This is a genomic window from Bradyrhizobium elkanii WSM2783 (genome assembly GCF_000472865.1).
Classification (GTDB): domain Bacteria; phylum Pseudomonadota; class Alphaproteobacteria; order Rhizobiales; family Xanthobacteraceae; genus Bradyrhizobium; species Bradyrhizobium elkanii_A.
On the sequence record NZ_AXAP01000061.1, the window covers coordinates 35,881 to 51,876 of the forward strand.

Annotated in this window: 14 protein-coding genes; 7 read left to right on the forward strand and 7 right to left on the reverse strand. The window is 58.6% G+C overall.

Annotated elements, in window-relative coordinates:
- Positions 1-275: 275 nt before the first annotated feature.
- Positions 276-1,625 (reverse strand): FAD-dependent monooxygenase, encoded by a 1,350-nt coding sequence (locus YY7_RS0135500; RefSeq protein WP_035691745.1) that lies wholly within the window; start codon positions 1,623-1,625, stop codon positions 276-278.
- A gap of 1,235 nt (positions 1,626-2,860) precedes the next feature.
- A complete protein-coding gene (locus tag YY7_RS65285) occupies positions 2,861-2,980 on the reverse strand; it encodes a hypothetical protein (protein WP_155255441.1) in 120 nt (39 codons plus the stop codon).
- A gap of 54 nt (positions 2,981-3,034) precedes the next feature.
- Here YY7_RS65285 and YY7_RS60940 point away from each other — a divergent pair, with 54 nt between their 5' ends.
- Positions 3,035-3,310, forward strand: coding sequence for a hypothetical protein (locus YY7_RS60940; protein ID WP_028167348.1), 276 nt, complete (start codon positions 3,035-3,037; stop codon positions 3,308-3,310).
- Positions 3,311-3,459: 149 nt separating this feature from the next.
- On the opposite strand, the gene YY7_RS0135520 is transcribed toward YY7_RS60940, so the two are convergent.
- Positions 3,460-4,719 (reverse strand): hypothetical protein, encoded by a 1,260-nt coding sequence (locus YY7_RS0135520; protein ID WP_028167349.1) that lies wholly within the window; start codon positions 4,717-4,719, stop codon positions 3,460-3,462.
- 69 nt (positions 4,720-4,788) lie between these two features.
- Positions 4,789-5,988 carry a hypothetical protein gene (locus tag YY7_RS0135525; RefSeq protein ID WP_155255442.1) on the reverse strand — a complete coding sequence of 400 codons (1,200 nt, stop codon included), beginning with the start codon at positions 5,986-5,988 and terminating at the stop codon, positions 4,789-4,791.
- A 1,361-nt stretch (positions 5,989-7,349) separates the two neighbouring features.
- Here YY7_RS0135525 and YY7_RS0135530 point away from each other — a divergent pair.
- Together YY7_RS0135530 and YY7_RS0135535 are read left to right on the forward strand one after the other, a co-directional pair.
- Positions 7,350-8,405 carry an SAM-dependent methyltransferase gene (locus YY7_RS0135530; RefSeq protein WP_028167351.1) on the forward strand — a complete coding sequence of 352 codons (1,056 nt, stop codon included), beginning with the start codon at positions 7,350-7,352 and terminating at the stop codon, positions 8,403-8,405.
- 983 nt (positions 8,406-9,388) lie between these two features.
- On the forward strand, positions 9,389-10,018 hold the full coding sequence (locus YY7_RS0135535; RefSeq protein WP_028167352.1) for an NYN domain-containing protein: 630 nt from the start codon (positions 9,389-9,391) through the stop codon (positions 10,016-10,018).
- A gap of 207 nt (positions 10,019-10,225) precedes the next feature.
- Here YY7_RS0135535 and YY7_RS0135540 read toward each other — a convergent pair whose 3' ends face one another.
- Positions 10,226-11,578: an IS1182 family transposase gene (locus YY7_RS0135540; RefSeq protein ID WP_028167353.1), complete on the reverse strand. Its 1,353-nt coding sequence runs from the start codon at positions 11,576-11,578 to the stop codon at positions 10,226-10,228.
- Positions 11,579-11,744: 166 nt separating this feature from the next.
- Between YY7_RS0135540 and YY7_RS62210 the strand changes: the two genes are divergently transcribed.
- From YY7_RS62210 to YY7_RS60950, 4 genes are read left to right on the forward strand one after another with little or no spacing between them, the layout of a single operon-like run.
- Positions 11,745-12,005, forward strand: coding sequence for a hypothetical protein (locus tag YY7_RS62210; RefSeq protein WP_028167354.1), 261 nt, complete (start codon positions 11,745-11,747; stop codon positions 12,003-12,005).
- A 37-nt stretch (positions 12,006-12,042) separates the two neighbouring features.
- Positions 12,043-12,300, forward strand: coding sequence for a DUF3551 domain-containing protein (locus YY7_RS0135550; protein WP_028167355.1), 258 nt, complete (start codon positions 12,043-12,045; stop codon positions 12,298-12,300).
- Between the two features lie 46 nt (positions 12,301-12,346).
- A complete protein-coding gene (locus YY7_RS60945) occupies positions 12,347-12,601 on the forward strand; it encodes a hypothetical protein (RefSeq protein WP_155255443.1) in 255 nt (84 codons plus the stop codon).
- Positions 12,602-12,638: 37 nt separating this feature from the next.
- Positions 12,639-12,788: a hypothetical protein gene (locus YY7_RS60950; RefSeq protein WP_155255444.1), complete on the forward strand. Its 150-nt coding sequence runs from the start codon at positions 12,639-12,641 to the stop codon at positions 12,786-12,788.
- 1,658 nt (positions 12,789-14,446) lie between these two features.
- Here the strand turns inward: YY7_RS60950 and YY7_RS53845 are convergent.
- A complete protein-coding gene (locus tag YY7_RS53845) occupies positions 14,447-15,589 on the reverse strand; it encodes a Spy/CpxP family protein refolding chaperone (RefSeq protein WP_051397096.1) in 1,143 nt (380 codons plus the stop codon).
- 204 nt (positions 15,590-15,793) lie between these two features.
- Positions 15,794-15,996, reverse strand: a 203-nt coding sequence (locus YY7_RS62640; protein ID WP_210164720.1) for a hypothetical protein, incomplete at its 5' end; no start/stop codon positions are given.

Below are 15,996 nucleotides of genomic sequence, written 5' to 3' on the forward strand. Positions count from 1 at the left end.
GCCCGCAGCGCGCACTCGAGCATCGGGCGCCGAGCACACTCCTCTCAAGGTTCGGGCCGAAGCCAAATTATGATTGAATTTGAGGGAGCAACCGAGATTGATGACCACTCGGGGAGCCTCGGGGGATGAAAGTCGAGTGGATAGCTTCGCTGCGCGCCTCACCGGGGTTGCCGAGCGCGGCGTCAGCCATACGTCCCAGCCCTCTGGAGGGTTTTAACGAAGGACGAGGTCCACGAGACGAAGCCGGATCATGTCTCCATCCCTTTCCGTACTGGTCATGTCTTGGTTATCTTCGCGAGCACGCGCTGCACTAGGGCAGGATCGAGATATGCGCTACGCGGCCTTAATAGATTTTGGACTTCGGCAGTCAGCTTGTGGACGGCCGGATCTTCGGCGGCTAGCTGGGTAAGGGCGATACCGAATTTGAGCGTGGTCTCAAAATCCACCGGACGTTGCCCACGCGTATCGGGGAACGCGAAGTCGAGGATTGCTGCCGACCACGGCGTCTCGATCAACGCCTGCACCTCGGCGAAAAAAGCGGCTGCCAGCGCAGCGATCGGATTGCTGTCTTCCCCTTGTTTATCGAGCAGCCTCTGGAGCAGGCACGCCTCTAGCGCGGCCACGCTCATACCTTGGCCGTAGATGGGATTGAACCGGCAGATGGCGTCGCCGATCGGCAAGAGCCCGCGTGGGAAGACCTCGAGTCGCTCGAAATGACGCCGCACGCTCTCGGCGAAGCCATAGCGCGCGACCCCGTCCAGGCGCTTGGCGCTACGAATCGCGTTGTAGATCGTCGCTGTCCGCAATGCCTTGGCGTAAGCCAGGAAGCCTTCCGCATCGCCGGGCGGCACATCACCGTGGCGCCCACCAATGGTCGCCATCCAACGATTGCCTTCGAGCGGCAACATCAGGCCGCCACGGCTGTTGGCGGGCGCTTGGCCGAAGGTCATAACGCCCTTCCAATCGGTCGCGGCATCGTCGGGGATGTCAAAGATGCATGTGGCATAGCCGAGATCGATGCCAATTGTGGTCTCCTCCGGCAGTGGTCGGCCGATTAACTGCAGCAGAGCAAGAGTGAGGGCGCCGCGTCCGGACGCGTCGACGACGAGATCCGCCGTAATCGTCTCTAGTGCGCCGTTGCTGTTCTCGTAGCGCACGCCGGTGACCGCTTCTCCATTTGGTGTCGCCAACACTTCCTGAACTCGGCAGCGCGGCCGCACCGTGGTGTTTGGGCGGCCTTCCACCCGCCGTCGCACGGCGCGCTCGATGGTCGGTCGCGACACGGCGTAACTGGACCAGCCAAGATCGCGTTGCGGGAAGGGATCGTAGCCCGGGCGCTCAATGCGAACATCGAGCCCGGCCCTGAGCGGTACCGCTCCGTGACGCACGAGATCCTGCTCGAATCCTGGAAACAGCTCGCTGAGGGCGCGCTGGCCGCTGAGCAGCAACGCATGCACGTGCCGGGCCTGCGGCGTCCCCGCGCGATACGCCGGCTCCGAGGGCAGAGTGTCGCGCTCCAGAACAATCACCCGTTCGAAGCGGTCGGCGAGCGCCCCCGCGGCCGTGAGGCCGCCCATCCCGGCGCCGATCACGACGGCCTGCTTGCCGATCAGAGTTGACGTCATTGTCACCTCCCAGCTGCGGGCTCCTCCCGCGGCAGAGGTGCCAACGCACCGGTCGAGAATATCGTCACCGCTTCGAGGAGTCGATGGCAGTCCGGAGGACAGCGCAAAGACCGTTGGGGTCGCAAAGGCTCTTGTTGCTTGATTGAGGCCAGCGCCTTGAGCTTAATCCTGCGCAGGTTGAGCTCCAAGAGCTGTCCCCTCTGCGTCAAGGGCTCGACGTTCCTCATGGTCTCGTTCTGACCTAGTACTGTTGAAAGTCGAAAATTGGCGGCCGAGAGAATGTCTGCTTATCGAGGCAGCTGGAAGTGCTCGGCGCCTGGTCAGAATGACGAGGTTGACCCGAGACAGACCTGACGACTGATTAGAAGGCTAGGCAGGGCCGCCAGCGACAGCTCGAGAAGTGACAATCAAGGCACAGCGAGTTTTATGACACCGTCGTCAGATACGCTGGTCTTCATGCTGTCGCGAGCCATCCTCTCAATGATGGACCATTTCTGCTGAAAGAGAGCTGACGCCTCATGTATGCTTAAAGCGTCTACTTGTACGCAACAGGCCCGCCGCCTACCGTCGTTCGCTATCTGGAAGAAGAAGGTGTACCCAGCCGACTCCTCATCGCCGATCGTCGTTCGTTCGTGTCGCATTCGGTCTCCCCTGATTTTGCGCCGCCCACGGCACGTCGTGTCCAAGCGCAGTTAAGCGTACGAGCCCAAAGCACCCGTAGAGGTGCGAGAGTGGATAAGTCCCGCCCTTACATCGCCTAACCTTGTGCTTGGAGCACAACCACCGGCGCAACCGCCCAGCGGGGTGGGAGCAGCTTGCATTATCAATTTGGATTTTCGTGCGGCGCGATTGTGACGCAGGAGATAATCGTGTGCAGTGTTGCAAACATCCGACAGTTGGAACAACGACCGCTTGGCAAAGCCCTCGTGATCTCTTGCCAGAATTTTTGCAGTGGTGAGTCGCGCGCCCATAATCAGCGAGCAGAATTTGCATATTGGCCAACTTTGCTCTTCGCGTGACCCCATATGACAAGAGAGCCGCGGCCGTGGCACAGCGGGCGACGGCCGGTTGTCTCGAGACATGCTAACTGGCACTGAATATGTCCGGTTAGTGGGGACGACCGGAAGTGCCTGGCCGACCGTCGAAACGGCGCTGTTGACCCGGAGCGGAAGTCGGTTGCGAGCATTGGTGCGTCTCGTCGCGTCGGACCCCGGCCATCCATGCGGCGCCAGATATCAGACGTTCATCCGGAGGAACGGATGCCTCGCGCTCGATTCCCCGGTCCAGGCGGCATAGTCGATCTCGCCGCGAGTAGTACCGATATCCATTAGCTCCCTGTCACTTAGGTCGTACAAGGTGCCTCGTAACCTCTGGCGTTTGCGCCGTTCCTAAACGCATCCCCATATCCCTTGAAGAAGCTGGAGGCGCGCCGCGTCGATGCGGCCTATCGCCGAGCCACTTCCAACGGTGATATCGAACGTCGCTCGCGATTGCCAGCCGTACCCGCACTCAACATTCAATTCAGAAAAACGGCGACGAGCGAAAGATTATCGTCAGGCCGCCTTAAGTTCACCAACAAGCGCGGTCGCATCCCGAAATTCGTCAGAAAGTGCTTTCATTTCTCGCAGCAATATTTTTCCATGCACTCCATCGGACGTGATAAAAATACGGTCTCCAGCATTTAGCTCTATGGTGTTTGTGTCGATCACCGGCTCATTAGAGGGCACCTAACGCACTCTCAAGGACGTTCTTCCGGCGATAATTTGCGAACCCATGTTCATCAAGGGCTCGGTAGTCCCGACGTTCCTGTACGGCTTCTATAGTGGGATGACCCTTATGCTTCCGCCGCTTGAAGGATCTCGATGGCTGCGGTCAGGGTCGCGAGAACGTTGAAGTCCGCGAACAGGGCATTGCCGGGACCGCCGTTGGCGCAGGCGTATTCGGCGGATCGGTAGATCGCATTGTTCGTCCGGTCCGCATTCACCCAGCTCAAGACCTGCTGGCGGAGAGCGGCGTTCGTGCGGAAGCCGTGCAGCAGATAGCGCCAGAAGACGCCTGATCCGCACCCGTAATCGTCCGGGTCGTTGGTGAGATTAAGCGTCGGTTGCACCACCCGATCGGTGACCATGTGATACAGCACGCCGCCTGCGATGGAGACGGCCTGCGGTTGAGCGATCGGATCGGCAGGGTCGACACGGAGGTAATCGAGCAGGCCGCCGAGGATCAGGCCCTGATCGCCGCACCAGGCCGATCCGGCGTTATAGCCGTGGACGGGCGGATAGCTGCCTTTGGCGTCACAATAGGCGTAGGTCCCCACACGCTCCCGCACGAGCGCCCGGGGAGGGAAATGCATCAGCAGGCCTTCCTGGCCTTCATGGCCCGGTTCCTGGTCAAGGTAGAACCAGCTCTTCAGGAAATTGATTTCCTTCCTGACCGCCTCGGCAGTGCCCTGGCCATTGGCGCCTAGCCGGGCAGCCAGGACGAGGTAGAGGCCGTTCATGACGGTGAGCTGGAACGGGCCCAAATCCGTTTTGTTCGGATCGGACGGATTGGAATCGGAAGGCGAGCACTCCCCGCTCGGCCTGTATTCCTTAAACATGTCGTATTGCCAGACGCCCCCCGCGATGCGGGGGACCGCCCAAGTGTCCGGGGACGTGAAGTAGCCGGTCGGCGAACCGTTTTCGCGGTTTTCCCAGACGTTCGGTCCGCCCTTGTAGCTGTAGGCCTTGCCCGTCTTGCCCGTGTTCATGACGTCCCAGCATTGTCTGGCGATCGTCAGGAAGCTTTCCCTGGTGGCGCCAAAGACACCGTTATATTCGGCGTGAAAGGCCTTTTCGCTGGCGATTCCCCACCAGCCATAGTCGTCGTACCAGCACAGGCTGCCGGCGGCTTTCGTCCAGCGGTCCAACGCGATCTTGGCAATCGCGCCTGGCGCTTTTTCCGCATCGGGAAAACGCACGAGGTAATCCATCAGCGTGTCGAATACGTTGCCAATCTGCCACGAATTCGTCCAGGTGGAGAAATTCTCGATGAGAGGACTGGTCTGGAAGGTCTGCTTGGCTTGAGCCTTGTATTTATCGATCGGGTATTGCATCGGGCGGCCCTCATTGTCTGTTCTGTCTGTGGCTATCACCAGTGAAGCCGGCTTTCGCCGCAGAAGGCGTCAGCCCTTCCACGCCTTCACGACCGCAAAGTAGTTCAGCTTCGCCACCTGCTGTTCGACCGGATAGCTGCCCTTAACCGCATAGGGCTCGCCCTTTTCGTTCCAAGCCGGATAGAGGGTCTGCATGACATAGGGGCTAGTTGACGGCCACGGCCATTCCGTGCTCGCTCCGAATTTCAGGACGCCGAATGACCGCTCCCAACCATCTTCCCACGGACGCTGCTCGTTTATGAAGACGCAAGCGCCGAGCATCATGCCGTTCGAGCTTCCCGGCACCGATGCGGCCAGTTGCCGGGCCATCCACTCGGCTTGTTTCTGTTCGCTGCCGGTCTGCTCGATGCTCGAGCCGAGTTCGGTGAACATGACCGGCGGAATGGGTATGCCCCGGCTCGTCCAATATTGCGGCAGACGTGTCGACAGGAAGCTGGTGATATCCGGCCCGTCATTCTGCGGGTTGGTCGCGAAGACGAAGCGGGCGTTCCAGAAATCACGCGGGCTGTAGCTGCCGATCCGAGGCTGACCAATCAGCCTGTCCCAGACGTCTTTGACATACCCCGCACCTTCGATACCGTCCTTCATACCGAACGAGCAATCGACCATGATCGGCAACCGCGCCGAATCGGGAAGATTGAGCCTGTCTTCCTCCTCGACGAGCCATGTCATGGCGGTTACCACGTGGGCCGGATTGCGGTCGTACCACAATTCGTATTCGTTGAAGATCTTCCACATCCCGGCGCCGGGAGCCGGCCCTTGGCCCTGGCTGTAGATTTCCTTGAACACCTTCTGGATATTCAGATGAGCCGTCGCGGGGGTTTCCCACGGCTTTTTGTTGGGGGTGTCGGCCATGCACAGATAAGTATAGTTGCTGATCGGGACCGTTGCCTTCATCCCGAGCTCGGTGCAGCGCGCAAGGAAGACCAGATGGTTCCGCAGGCCGATTTCCGGCACCGGGGCCGACCAGTCGTAGCAATGGATGAAATTGGCCCCCAGTTTTTCGCTGAAGCGGTGAAGATCGCTTCGGCCATAGGGCCCCGTGCCGTCGCTTTTGGGACTCCACAACGCGTGGAAATCTCCGTTGTAGAAGTCCGAATCGAAATACTGTGCTTTCTTCTCCTTGGTGTAATTGCTTGGTCCCGGCATATAGGCGATTCCGCGAATATTGCTTACACCGAAGTGCTTGCACCGATCGAGCGCAGACATGTTCGCCATCATCATGAATCCTGAAGTTTGAGGTGGACCCCATCCATTGGACGGGAAACGGGCGAACGGGGCAGCGAAGCTAGTAGCATTTTCACCCTTAGATTGAAAATAGCACTTTCACCCTTAGATTGAAATACTCTTGTTGCTGTTGTGGTGCCGGTGGGGATGTGGGCAACGCACTTGCGTCGTCCCCGTATCAGTTTCCGTGAGGAGGAGACTTCGCCACAGGGGTGTAGATATCTCGTAGATTGTAGGCTCGCAGCCGGATCGATGAAGCCGGGAGCGGCGACGGGTCTTGTCAGCCTCTGCGGGATCTTTCCAATCCGCGCAGCTCATCGTGCGACTTTTCTGGCCATCTGACACTGCGCGCATGTAGGCCCGGTCGAGAGCTGCGGTCTTAGGGTGCTTTCAGCAACTGATTTAACAGATGAATGGGGACCAGTCCTCCAGGTACGACTGGCATGTATCAACGACTGCGTGAGGAAGCTCGACAAGCGGGGACCCCAACGGGGCACGATGCATTTCACAAATCCTACGTTCGATTTGTTGAACAACAACGCAAGCTAGATGGCATCCGTATTGTCGCTCTGAAATAGCTTGCGCTCTGATCGAATGCTGTAGTGATTTGTTGCGGTGCATGAGTCCGTTGATGGCCCAAATGCGAAGGACGGCGCGTCTCTGAAAAGGTCGGGTCATCGGGGTAGACCGGAAATGGCTGGGCTCCGCAAAAACCGACGCGATTGACCCGTTGCGGAAGTGGTCGGCTTTAGGGGCGCGCTCCCTACACTTTCGTATCATTCCCTGGCCCCTTGGATGGACGGCACATTACCTAGGTTCAATTGAGCGGCTGAACGCGATCGTCCTAGGCTGCACGCGTAGGAAAAGCGCACAGGCCCATGCAGTGCGACGGTGGAAAAGGATGATCGACGAACAGCGACGATAGTACCAAGAGGAGACTACGATGCCCCATTGCTCCGATAATCTTAGATCTGGCAGTGCCGCGCGATGCGCAGTGTGTGATGGCAAGTTTGGTCTCGTCCGGCACTACTCGTGGCGAACCCCGCTTTGTTCCAGGAAGTGCGTCGATCGCTTCAGAACCCGCAGGGAAAGTGATCGCAATTGGGTGAGCTGGCTCCAAATCGGCTTCGACCAGCTGCCGGAGAACCGCGCGAGGGCTTTATGACGGTCCCGGCTGACCCTGAGAATGTCCGCTAATTGGGGAAAACCGAAGTGAGCGGCGCACGGTCAAAGTGACCCGAATGACCCAACCCGGAAATTAGCCTCTAGCAGGACGCGGCACTGCTGTGATTGATAATTGCAACGCGAGTTCGTAGAATTTTTCAGCTATCACAGGAGCAACCTTGAATATTGTTCTAATATCTCAGTTGGTAGCGGCCGCCGTCATTGCGTTGTTTGTGGCATACAACTTGTTTCATTACGTACTTTTTCTTTTGGTGACCCGACCGAAGGACGCGAGCAAGATCGGTCACCAGCTGAATGAATTCGAGCAGCGCCAACTGGTTGAGTGGACACCAAAGCCGAACGACTTTCTCAAACATGACGACGAAAGGCGCACATATGATGACGTGTTCGGCACGTATCGCGACGAGCAGTCGAACTACAGCACGTGTGTGTTTCCCCGATTGGCATTTTCGCACCCTTACGAGGCCGAATATGCACTTTTGAAGCCGAAAGACGGGATGCGATTCCTGGATCTCGGATGCGGCTCCGGCGCGGCAGCAGAATACCTCGCGAGGCGGAGCAATATCGAAATTGTGTGCGTGACCAATTCATCTGTGCAGGCGGAGATCTGCCGGCGGAAATTTGCGAGACTTGGCGGGCGTGGACAGGTGATAGTCATCGACTTCGACAACCTCGATCTCCCGAATGAACACTTTGATGCCATCTATGCGCTCGAGTCGATTGGCTACACCAAAGATCTGGACGCGTGGCTAACTAGGTGCTGGCGGATGCTCAAGCCGGGAGGACGGTTGCTGATCCATTCGCCGGGGTCGCTGGATCATTGTCGCCGTACCAAGGATTACCTGAGTGTTACCGCCTTCTTCGAGAATTGGCGCTACAATTTTGTCGGAGCCAATCTTCTCGTCTACAAGATGCGCCGACTTGGCTTCAGTCCAATCCACTATCGGCGACTACCATTCTTGGCCTGGGGAGTAACTTGGAACTTCATCCAACACATGCTGCTGTGGAAGTACCGGCTAAAGATGCGCACATTCGTGGAACTGGAGCGAATCATTTGGCGCACGTCGAAGGTGTTTGTGTTTGGCAACCCGTACAACACGGTGCTGGCCACCAAACCCAAGGCACCATCTTGCTCCCAAACTCATACATCGGAAGCAGTGGCTGGCGTTGCCGAGATTGATCACGAGATCCGCGCATCAATACCGGCCTTATGATAATCGCGGTGTTCTGCGTGTATCTGCGTTCCTCCTGGCCGGCAATGACGTCGGCTTTGGCCCAAGTTCGGCCTGTTCGTCTTCGATTCGCTCTTGAAGAGCGCCCTTCGAGCGGCCTTTCTTTTGGCCAGTTGTGAAGGCGCGACTTCCGTTGTTGGCACCTTTGAGACATTGAGAATGTCCGCTTATCGAGACAGATCGGAAGTCCGCTGGGCGGGTCATTACAGCGCGAATGGCGCAAAGCCGAGGTTAGAACGAAGGTAGTCAATAGGTTCAGTCGATTGTGGAATAGTGCAAAAGCTTGCGGAGCCGTGCGGAAAGGCCGCGAGCGACCGCAGGTCTGTGGACGTTTTCCAGCCCCGCTACTTCCCAAAGTCGAGAAGAGTCAGTTAGTGGAACGGGACCGGCCTGAACGGTTGTAGCCTGAGCCGTCGCGGTCACTCGGGCGGGTCGACTGATACGGAGCGCAGAGCAGCATCAGGAAGAGCGCCCTATCAGCCTTGTATTTGGCAGCGGTTCGGCTGCTTTCCGTACCGTGCATGACAACCTTCCCTTCGGTCGTGCACAGGCACCACCGCCATACCCGGCCGCGCTTTTTCAAGAGCCGTTCAAAAACAGGAAATTGATCCGGCATTTGCGATCGCTCATTGGTCAGCCTGGTCTTGTGGCGTTCGATCTGGTCGCAGGTTCAAGGTTTACAGCAGTATAGCAAAACTGCATGAAAGAGCGATCATGGGAGTTTTGTCCTTTTGCCCTAAGGGTTCGCGCCGCGCGCTCTTGTGGTGCGGAGCATCTTCCAAGGAATTAATTTGATACTTAAAACAATCGGATGTAGTTTTTCTGCCGATGGGCCGCTCCGTTCCGGATTCGACGGTTTTCCCGGGCCGCCACAATCTAAACTTCATCGTGTCTTTCAATCCAACTACAGCTTGAAACGGAAAGCGTTTGCTTCCATTTCCAATTCGACTTTGGTCGTTATCGAAATGTCATTCGATTCCAATAAGATCGCGCTTTTCATCGATGGCGCCAATCTTTATGCCACCGCGAAGACGCTCGGCTTCGACATCGACTACAAGCGCCTTCTCAAGGAATTCCAGAGCCGCGGCACGCTACTGCGCGCGTTCTACTACACCGCGATCATCGAGGATCAGGAGTATTCGTCGATCCGCCCGCTGATCGACTGGCTGGATTACAACGGCTATACGGTGGTCACCAAGGCAACCAAGGAATTCATCGACGCCTCTGGCCGCCGCAAGGTGAAGGGCAACATGGACATCGAGCTCGCGGTCGATGCCATGGAACTCGCCGGGCATGTCGACCAGATCGTGCTGTTCTCAGGCGACGGCGATTTCCGCTCGCTGGTCGAAGCGGTGCAGCGTCGCGGCGTCCGGGTGACCGTGGTCTCGACCATTTCAAGCCAGCCGCCGATGATCGCCGACGAATTGCGGCGCCAGGCCGACGTCTTCATCGACCTCGTGGAGCTGCAATCCACGCTCGGCCGCGACCCTTCCGAACGGCCGGCCCCGCGCGAGCCGCGCCATCACGCACCGCAATTCCTGCAGCGCGCGGCCACCAGGGTACCACGGGGCGAAGACGACGACTTCGATCATTGAGCGGCTGGCTTAGCGGACGAACGGGCAGCATGCCCATCGTTCGTAAAACCAATCAGAGCAGCTGTTGAACTATGGCGCGAGCGCTGCTTCGGGACGATAACTGGCCGTTCGAAAATGACCGCTGTTGGCCGATTTCGTTGAAAAAGGCAGCAGTAGTCGGATGTATTGGCGCCAGTGCCGATCGGGCCGAACGGCTGTACTAGCCTCTTATGCGGGCTTGAGGGTTTGCATCGGGATCAGCTTGGCCATCTTGCGAAGGTTCTGAGCGGTGGCTGCGAGGGTGAACTCGTCGCGCGCGCCGTTTGGGCCTCGTAAGCGCAAACGGTCGAGTTTGAGAATGCGCTTGAGGTGCGCGAACAGCATCTCGATCTTCTTGCGAAGCCGGCGCGAGGTACGGCCCTCCCACGAGCTTGCGATCTGGCGAGCCATATCGCGAGCGCCCTCATAGATTGAGCGCGGTACCCTCCGTGAAGGCTGCTTGGGGCAACAGCGGCTTTTCAATGCGCATCGATCGCAATCACGCTTGCTGGCCATGTAAAGCATCGTGGCACCGTCGTTCACCAGCGCTCCGGTCGTGGTGAGGACCTTGTCGCCAGGACAGCGATACACGTCGCCTGCGTGGTCGTAGGTGAAGTGCTCGCGCGAGAAGATCCCGTCCGTGCGGGCCGACTTGTCAAAGACGGTGATGTGCGGTTCGATCCCGTGCTCGTAGACCAACCAGCCGAGCATCTCGGCCGAGCCATAGCCGCTGTCGCCGAGGAGCCGGTTCGGATAGAGATCGAACCGTTCGAGCGAGCGCTCAATCATGCGCTTGGCGGCCAACACCTCCGCCTGCCGGATTGCCGTGGTTGCCTCCACATCGACGATGATCGCGTTCTCGACGTCGACCAGGTAGTTCGTCGAGTAGGCAAAGAAGGCTTGGCCGCCGTGCGCTCCCGTCCAGCGCGCCGCTGGGTCGGAGGGCGACACGAACTTCGGCGTGACCTCGGTCGCGGCTCCGAAAGCGGCATCGTCGAGGACGGCCAGATACTCATTGATCGCTCGGCCAGCAGCCTCCGGTGGAAGTCCCTTGTTGCCTTCGATCCCCTTCTGCCGATTGGCATCGGCCTTGATCAGGCTCGCATCGACGGCAAATCCTTCACCACCGACCAGTCGCTCCTCGAGGCAGCGGCCCAAGACACTCTCGAACACTCGACGGAAGAGATCGCTCTCTCGGAAGCGACCATGCCTGTTCTTGGAAAAAGTCGAGTGATCCGGCACCGCATCGTCCAGACCGAGTCGGCAGAACCACCGGTAGGCCAAATTGAGGTGGACCTCATCGCACAGGCGCCGCTCCGATCTGATGCCGAAGCAGTAACCGATCAGGAGCATCCGGATCATTAGCTCCGGATCGATCGAAGGCCGACCGATGCTACTGTAGAAAGGCGCCAGGCCCCGCCGGACCTCTTCGAGATCGATAAACCTGTCGATCGACCGTAGCAGGTGGTCGGCGGGAACATGCTTCTCGAGCGAGAATTCATAGAACAACTCAGGCTGTTCGACTTGCCGGTGCCCCATCATGATCTTCAGTCCTGCTAACTAAGCAGACTGAATCACTGCTATCTCTGAGTCGCAACAACCGCCTTTTTCAACAAAATCGGCCCTTTTCGGACCTCGCGTGTGGATCCGGCTTCGTCCGTTCTCGAGGCTAAAGCAGACCTCATGCTAGAAAGCGATCGAGGCGGTGATGCTGGTGGTCGAGCTCGGCGGCCCCACCATGTTCGCCCAGATCCGCATGATGCGTGCATTGAACCGCGGCCACGTTCGCCGGTTCAATGCACGCAAGGTCCTCACTGGGACAAGAGAAAGCTCAAGAGGGACCAATGACGACGGTTGGATCTACTTTGACACCAGCAAGGAACTTGGTGACCGCGATCGTCTGAAAGTCTTCGAGGACGCCGCCGAAAACATGGTTCGAGGAGAACGATCCCGAAGGCGTGGTCTTTGAGTATGAGGTCTTTGAGTGAATCCCGAAGGAGGTTCTGATGCGCATTCTGGCTTTGGCGATTTTGACGATCGCGACGGTTTTGACGGCGGCGGCTCGGGCCCAGACCTACGATCCGGCTTATCCGGTTTGCCTGCACGTGTACACCCGGGGGGCAAACTATTACGAATGCCGCTACACGTCGCTGCCGCAGTGCAACGCGTCTGCATCGGGCCGCGCCGCCCAGTGCGTCATCAATCCCTATTTTGCGAGCACGCAAGAGCCCGCGGGTTATCGGCGGCATCGCCGGGTCTACTAAAGTCGCTCGGAAACGAAACCTGGCCGCGATTCCGACGGCGTTTCAATTGATTGAGGCAGGCCACGCCGCGATGCATCGAGGCTACGTACCTGAGCGAAGCGACATTGAAGTAATGATGCAAATTACTGAAGCGCTGATTGAAACGATTTATGTTCATCCAGCAAAGGCAACGCGCCTGGGAGCGATACCTTTGAGAGGAAAATCCAGCGATGCGGAGGATTTGGTCGAGGCGACTCCTCAAAGTTGCCCCATCGTATGCGCTAAAGCTTTCGACTGCTTCTTGCATCCCGCACCGTCTTAATGACCGTGGCGGGCAAGTTCGCATGGAGAGTGGCAACTTGTTGCTGAAGTCGTGCAAGCCCGGCCGCATCGGCGCCTGTTGCGTCGATGTCGCTGTGCTAACTGCGATGCCGTTGGTTGCTACCGTCGATAAAGTGGTAAAATTTCAGGACGCTTTTGCTTTCCGCTTCAGCGCACGCCGCTTCTGAGTTGCGGTACGCTTGCGCTTAAACGAGTCCAGCGCCGCTACGGTATTTTTCTGGTCCTGAGATTTTCGGATCGACACTTGCGTAATGGTCATGATGCCCCCCAAAGCAAGCAATAATCGAACTTTCGAACGACTTGATCAACATCACTAAAGCGTGCGCGATGCGATCAACCTCGGGCTGTTGCTTTGTAGTGACACGCGTGAGACGGAGTTGCACCTAGAGCAGCGGAATACACGCGCAGCATCAAACCGCGCGGTATCTGGCAAGTCTGCTAGATGCTGCATCTCGTTTCCGCACGTCTCACAAACGCGCAGTTCACCAACTTCGGTCATGGAAGCGGTCCCCCTAAGCTCCAAACCAACGATAAACCAAGAGTTGAACCGTCGTATGAGTCGAATTAATGAAGATGCCGGCCCGTAAAACTACGGGCCGCTGTCTCGGCATTAACCGAACCGCTCAACGTTGATTCGCTACTTCGCTTGTGAGAGGTGACTAAACGAGCGAAATCTGCGGCGCTGTTCTCCTGTGGCGCGAGCGATCAAGCGGATTAAGTCCGAAGTACCCGAAACGAAATGCCGGCCTGCAACGGCACCGGACTTGAGCCGGTCATTCATCCACCGCCAACCGAGCCGCAGAATTTACCCGCCGAATTGCAAGGTTTGCGGCGGGAAGGGGCGAGTGAAAGAGGCGGCCAATTGAGCAACCTTATTGCATCACGACGTAGACCACGCCGGCCAACATAATCGCCGCCCATCAGTATAGCTTAGGGCCAAGGCTAGGGGCCGCCTGGATATTGTCCGAGAGGACAAAGCTCCCTCAGTTGCCCTTTTGCCCTTACTCTTTCGGCGCGCAAGCGCCCTCGTCCGGAAAAGCCCGGCCGGCGTAGCGGTTCGCTCAGGCCCTTTTTACAGAATGAGGCCCCTCCCTGGCCAATAGCGAGTGAAGCGCCCGTTTCTGCAGTGCGCGGGCGTTTCCGGCAGTGACGCCCTTAAATCGGCAGTCTGCGCCCGCCGTCGCGCTACGATGGCGTGCTGATCGAGCCGCCGTCTGGCGCCCGTGACATGTCCGCTAGTGAGAGGATTGTGTTGCAGAAGTCCCAAAACGCCGTGCAGCAAAATTTCCGCTAAACGACAAAACAAGCGCAACCGTCGATCGACGTAGCCTCAAACGCGCCTCCGAAGTCGTTGGTGAATTCATCACAGAATGAAGTGTCCCCACATCAATATTCGATCGCCGCCCCACGGCCCGGAAAATTTGTCATCGGTGAGACAAAAAGACTTTTGCAACACAATCGAGAGAGTGACAGACATCTCGCATTCACTGTGTCAGGTCCGAAGATGACCCATGTGTCTGATAGATACCCCGGAGCTCCCCTGCAGCGCATTCGGACGCATTTTCTGGTGGTGCCACTGTCAGTTTGCTGAGAAGAACTTAACCCTGTGAAGGTTAGAAGCCCAGACGAAAACCAGTTCAGAATATGAGGAATATCGGCCCTCGGAACGCGGAAGGGGAGCCAGAGGGGAGCAACCGGGACCAGGTTAGTGATGCTTAACATTATTGGCGTATCCTTCAGCGAATCCTAGAGGGAACGTTTGAATGGCCTCCAAAGGTCAGATGACTGGAATGCGTTCACTACGCGCACGACATCATCCGGCGGATCACGCGCGCCCGCGGACGTGTCGGCGCCCGCCAGCCTGCTGCGGACCGATCGCGTCGAAGGCCGCTTTCTGCTCGTCGGTCAGCGATCCATAGAAGTCATCCATCGCCGTGCGCACGGTCTTCACCGCCTGCAGCATCGTGTCGAGCCGCTGGCCGACGGCTACGAGGCGTGCCGGCGGCGTCAGCGCGTCCTCCGGCCCGGTCTGACACGATTGCTTCAGCGTCTCCGCGGCCTCGGCGGCGGCGCCCTGAAGCGCGTCAAGATATCGGCGCTGCTGGTCGGTCGGGCTGACCGATTGCTCGATTGTGGCGGTCGGCCACTCGCTTAGACCCGGTTGCGTCACATCGCAGGCTGGTCCAGCCGGGCCGGCTCTCGCCGCGGTCCGGCCCGGACGCTGGCGCGTGGTGGAAAGTGCATTGATCTGCGCCTTCTGCTCATCGCTCAGGAGGCCGTAGAACTTATCGAGCGGCCCTTGCACCGTCTGCACCGCGACGATCATCGCTTCGATGCGCTGCTGCATCGCTGCAAGCCGGCTTGGGGCCGTGAGCGCAACGTCGGTGGGGCAGGAGGCCTTGAGGCCTGCAGCTGCCTTTTCGGACGCGTTGGCGAGTTCTTCGAGCGCGGCGCGCTGTGCCTCGTTCGGCTGGATTGCATTCTGGAACGCCTCGATCGGCAGCCCGGCGATCGCGCGGCTATCGTCGCCGCACATTTGTGCAAGATTGGTCCGGCCGGTCGACGGCGCATAGGCATAGGTGTCGAGGTTGCCGCCGCGCCTGCCGGCATAGCCCGGCAGGTAGCCCGCATAGCCCATCAGGCCGTCATAGCCGTAAAGGCCGAAGATGCCGGCATAGAGGTCCGGGTAGCCATAGCCCCAGAACGCATCATCATAGGGATAGCCCCAGAAGGTGTAGTCATAAATGTCATAGAAAGCGAACGGCCAGAACAAGGGGCCGACCCACCCAAAACCGCCATTGCGATGGCGCCACCACGACCAGTTGCTACCATGCCACGCCGCCGTGGCCACGCTCGCGGCGATGAACGCGCGGGTGCGCGGATCGCGCAGCGCGACGGTGTTGTTCAGCGCCCGGTTAACCGGGCGCGCGTTCAGTGAACGCCGCACGGCGTTGGCGTTCCGCGCCACGTTGACGTGCCTCGCCGCAAGCGCCGAGGCGCCGACCGCCGCGATCCTGTTGTGCGGTGCGAACGATCGCTGGCTGAACGAACGACCGCCATGGAAGCTCGGCCGCGCAAACGAACGGCCTATCCGCGGGCCAAAATGAGGTCTCCCGGCGAACCCACGGCCGCCACCGAAGTGTCTTCCGCCGATGTGGAAGCCGCCACTCCGTTATTTCAATCCAATAAAATGACCGTTTCGGGTGTGCGCCGTGACAAGGCGGCGCTTTCCAGTGGGTGCAAGTCCCACCCGGCAAACGCTCCAGCCGGAAGCAATCGGAGCAGTCATGGAGGTAACGAAGTGGCTGAAGCCTTCGATTAGCGTGTCACGAATTGGTGACAGCGCGAGTGTGCAGGCCGTAACGCGAGTGAACG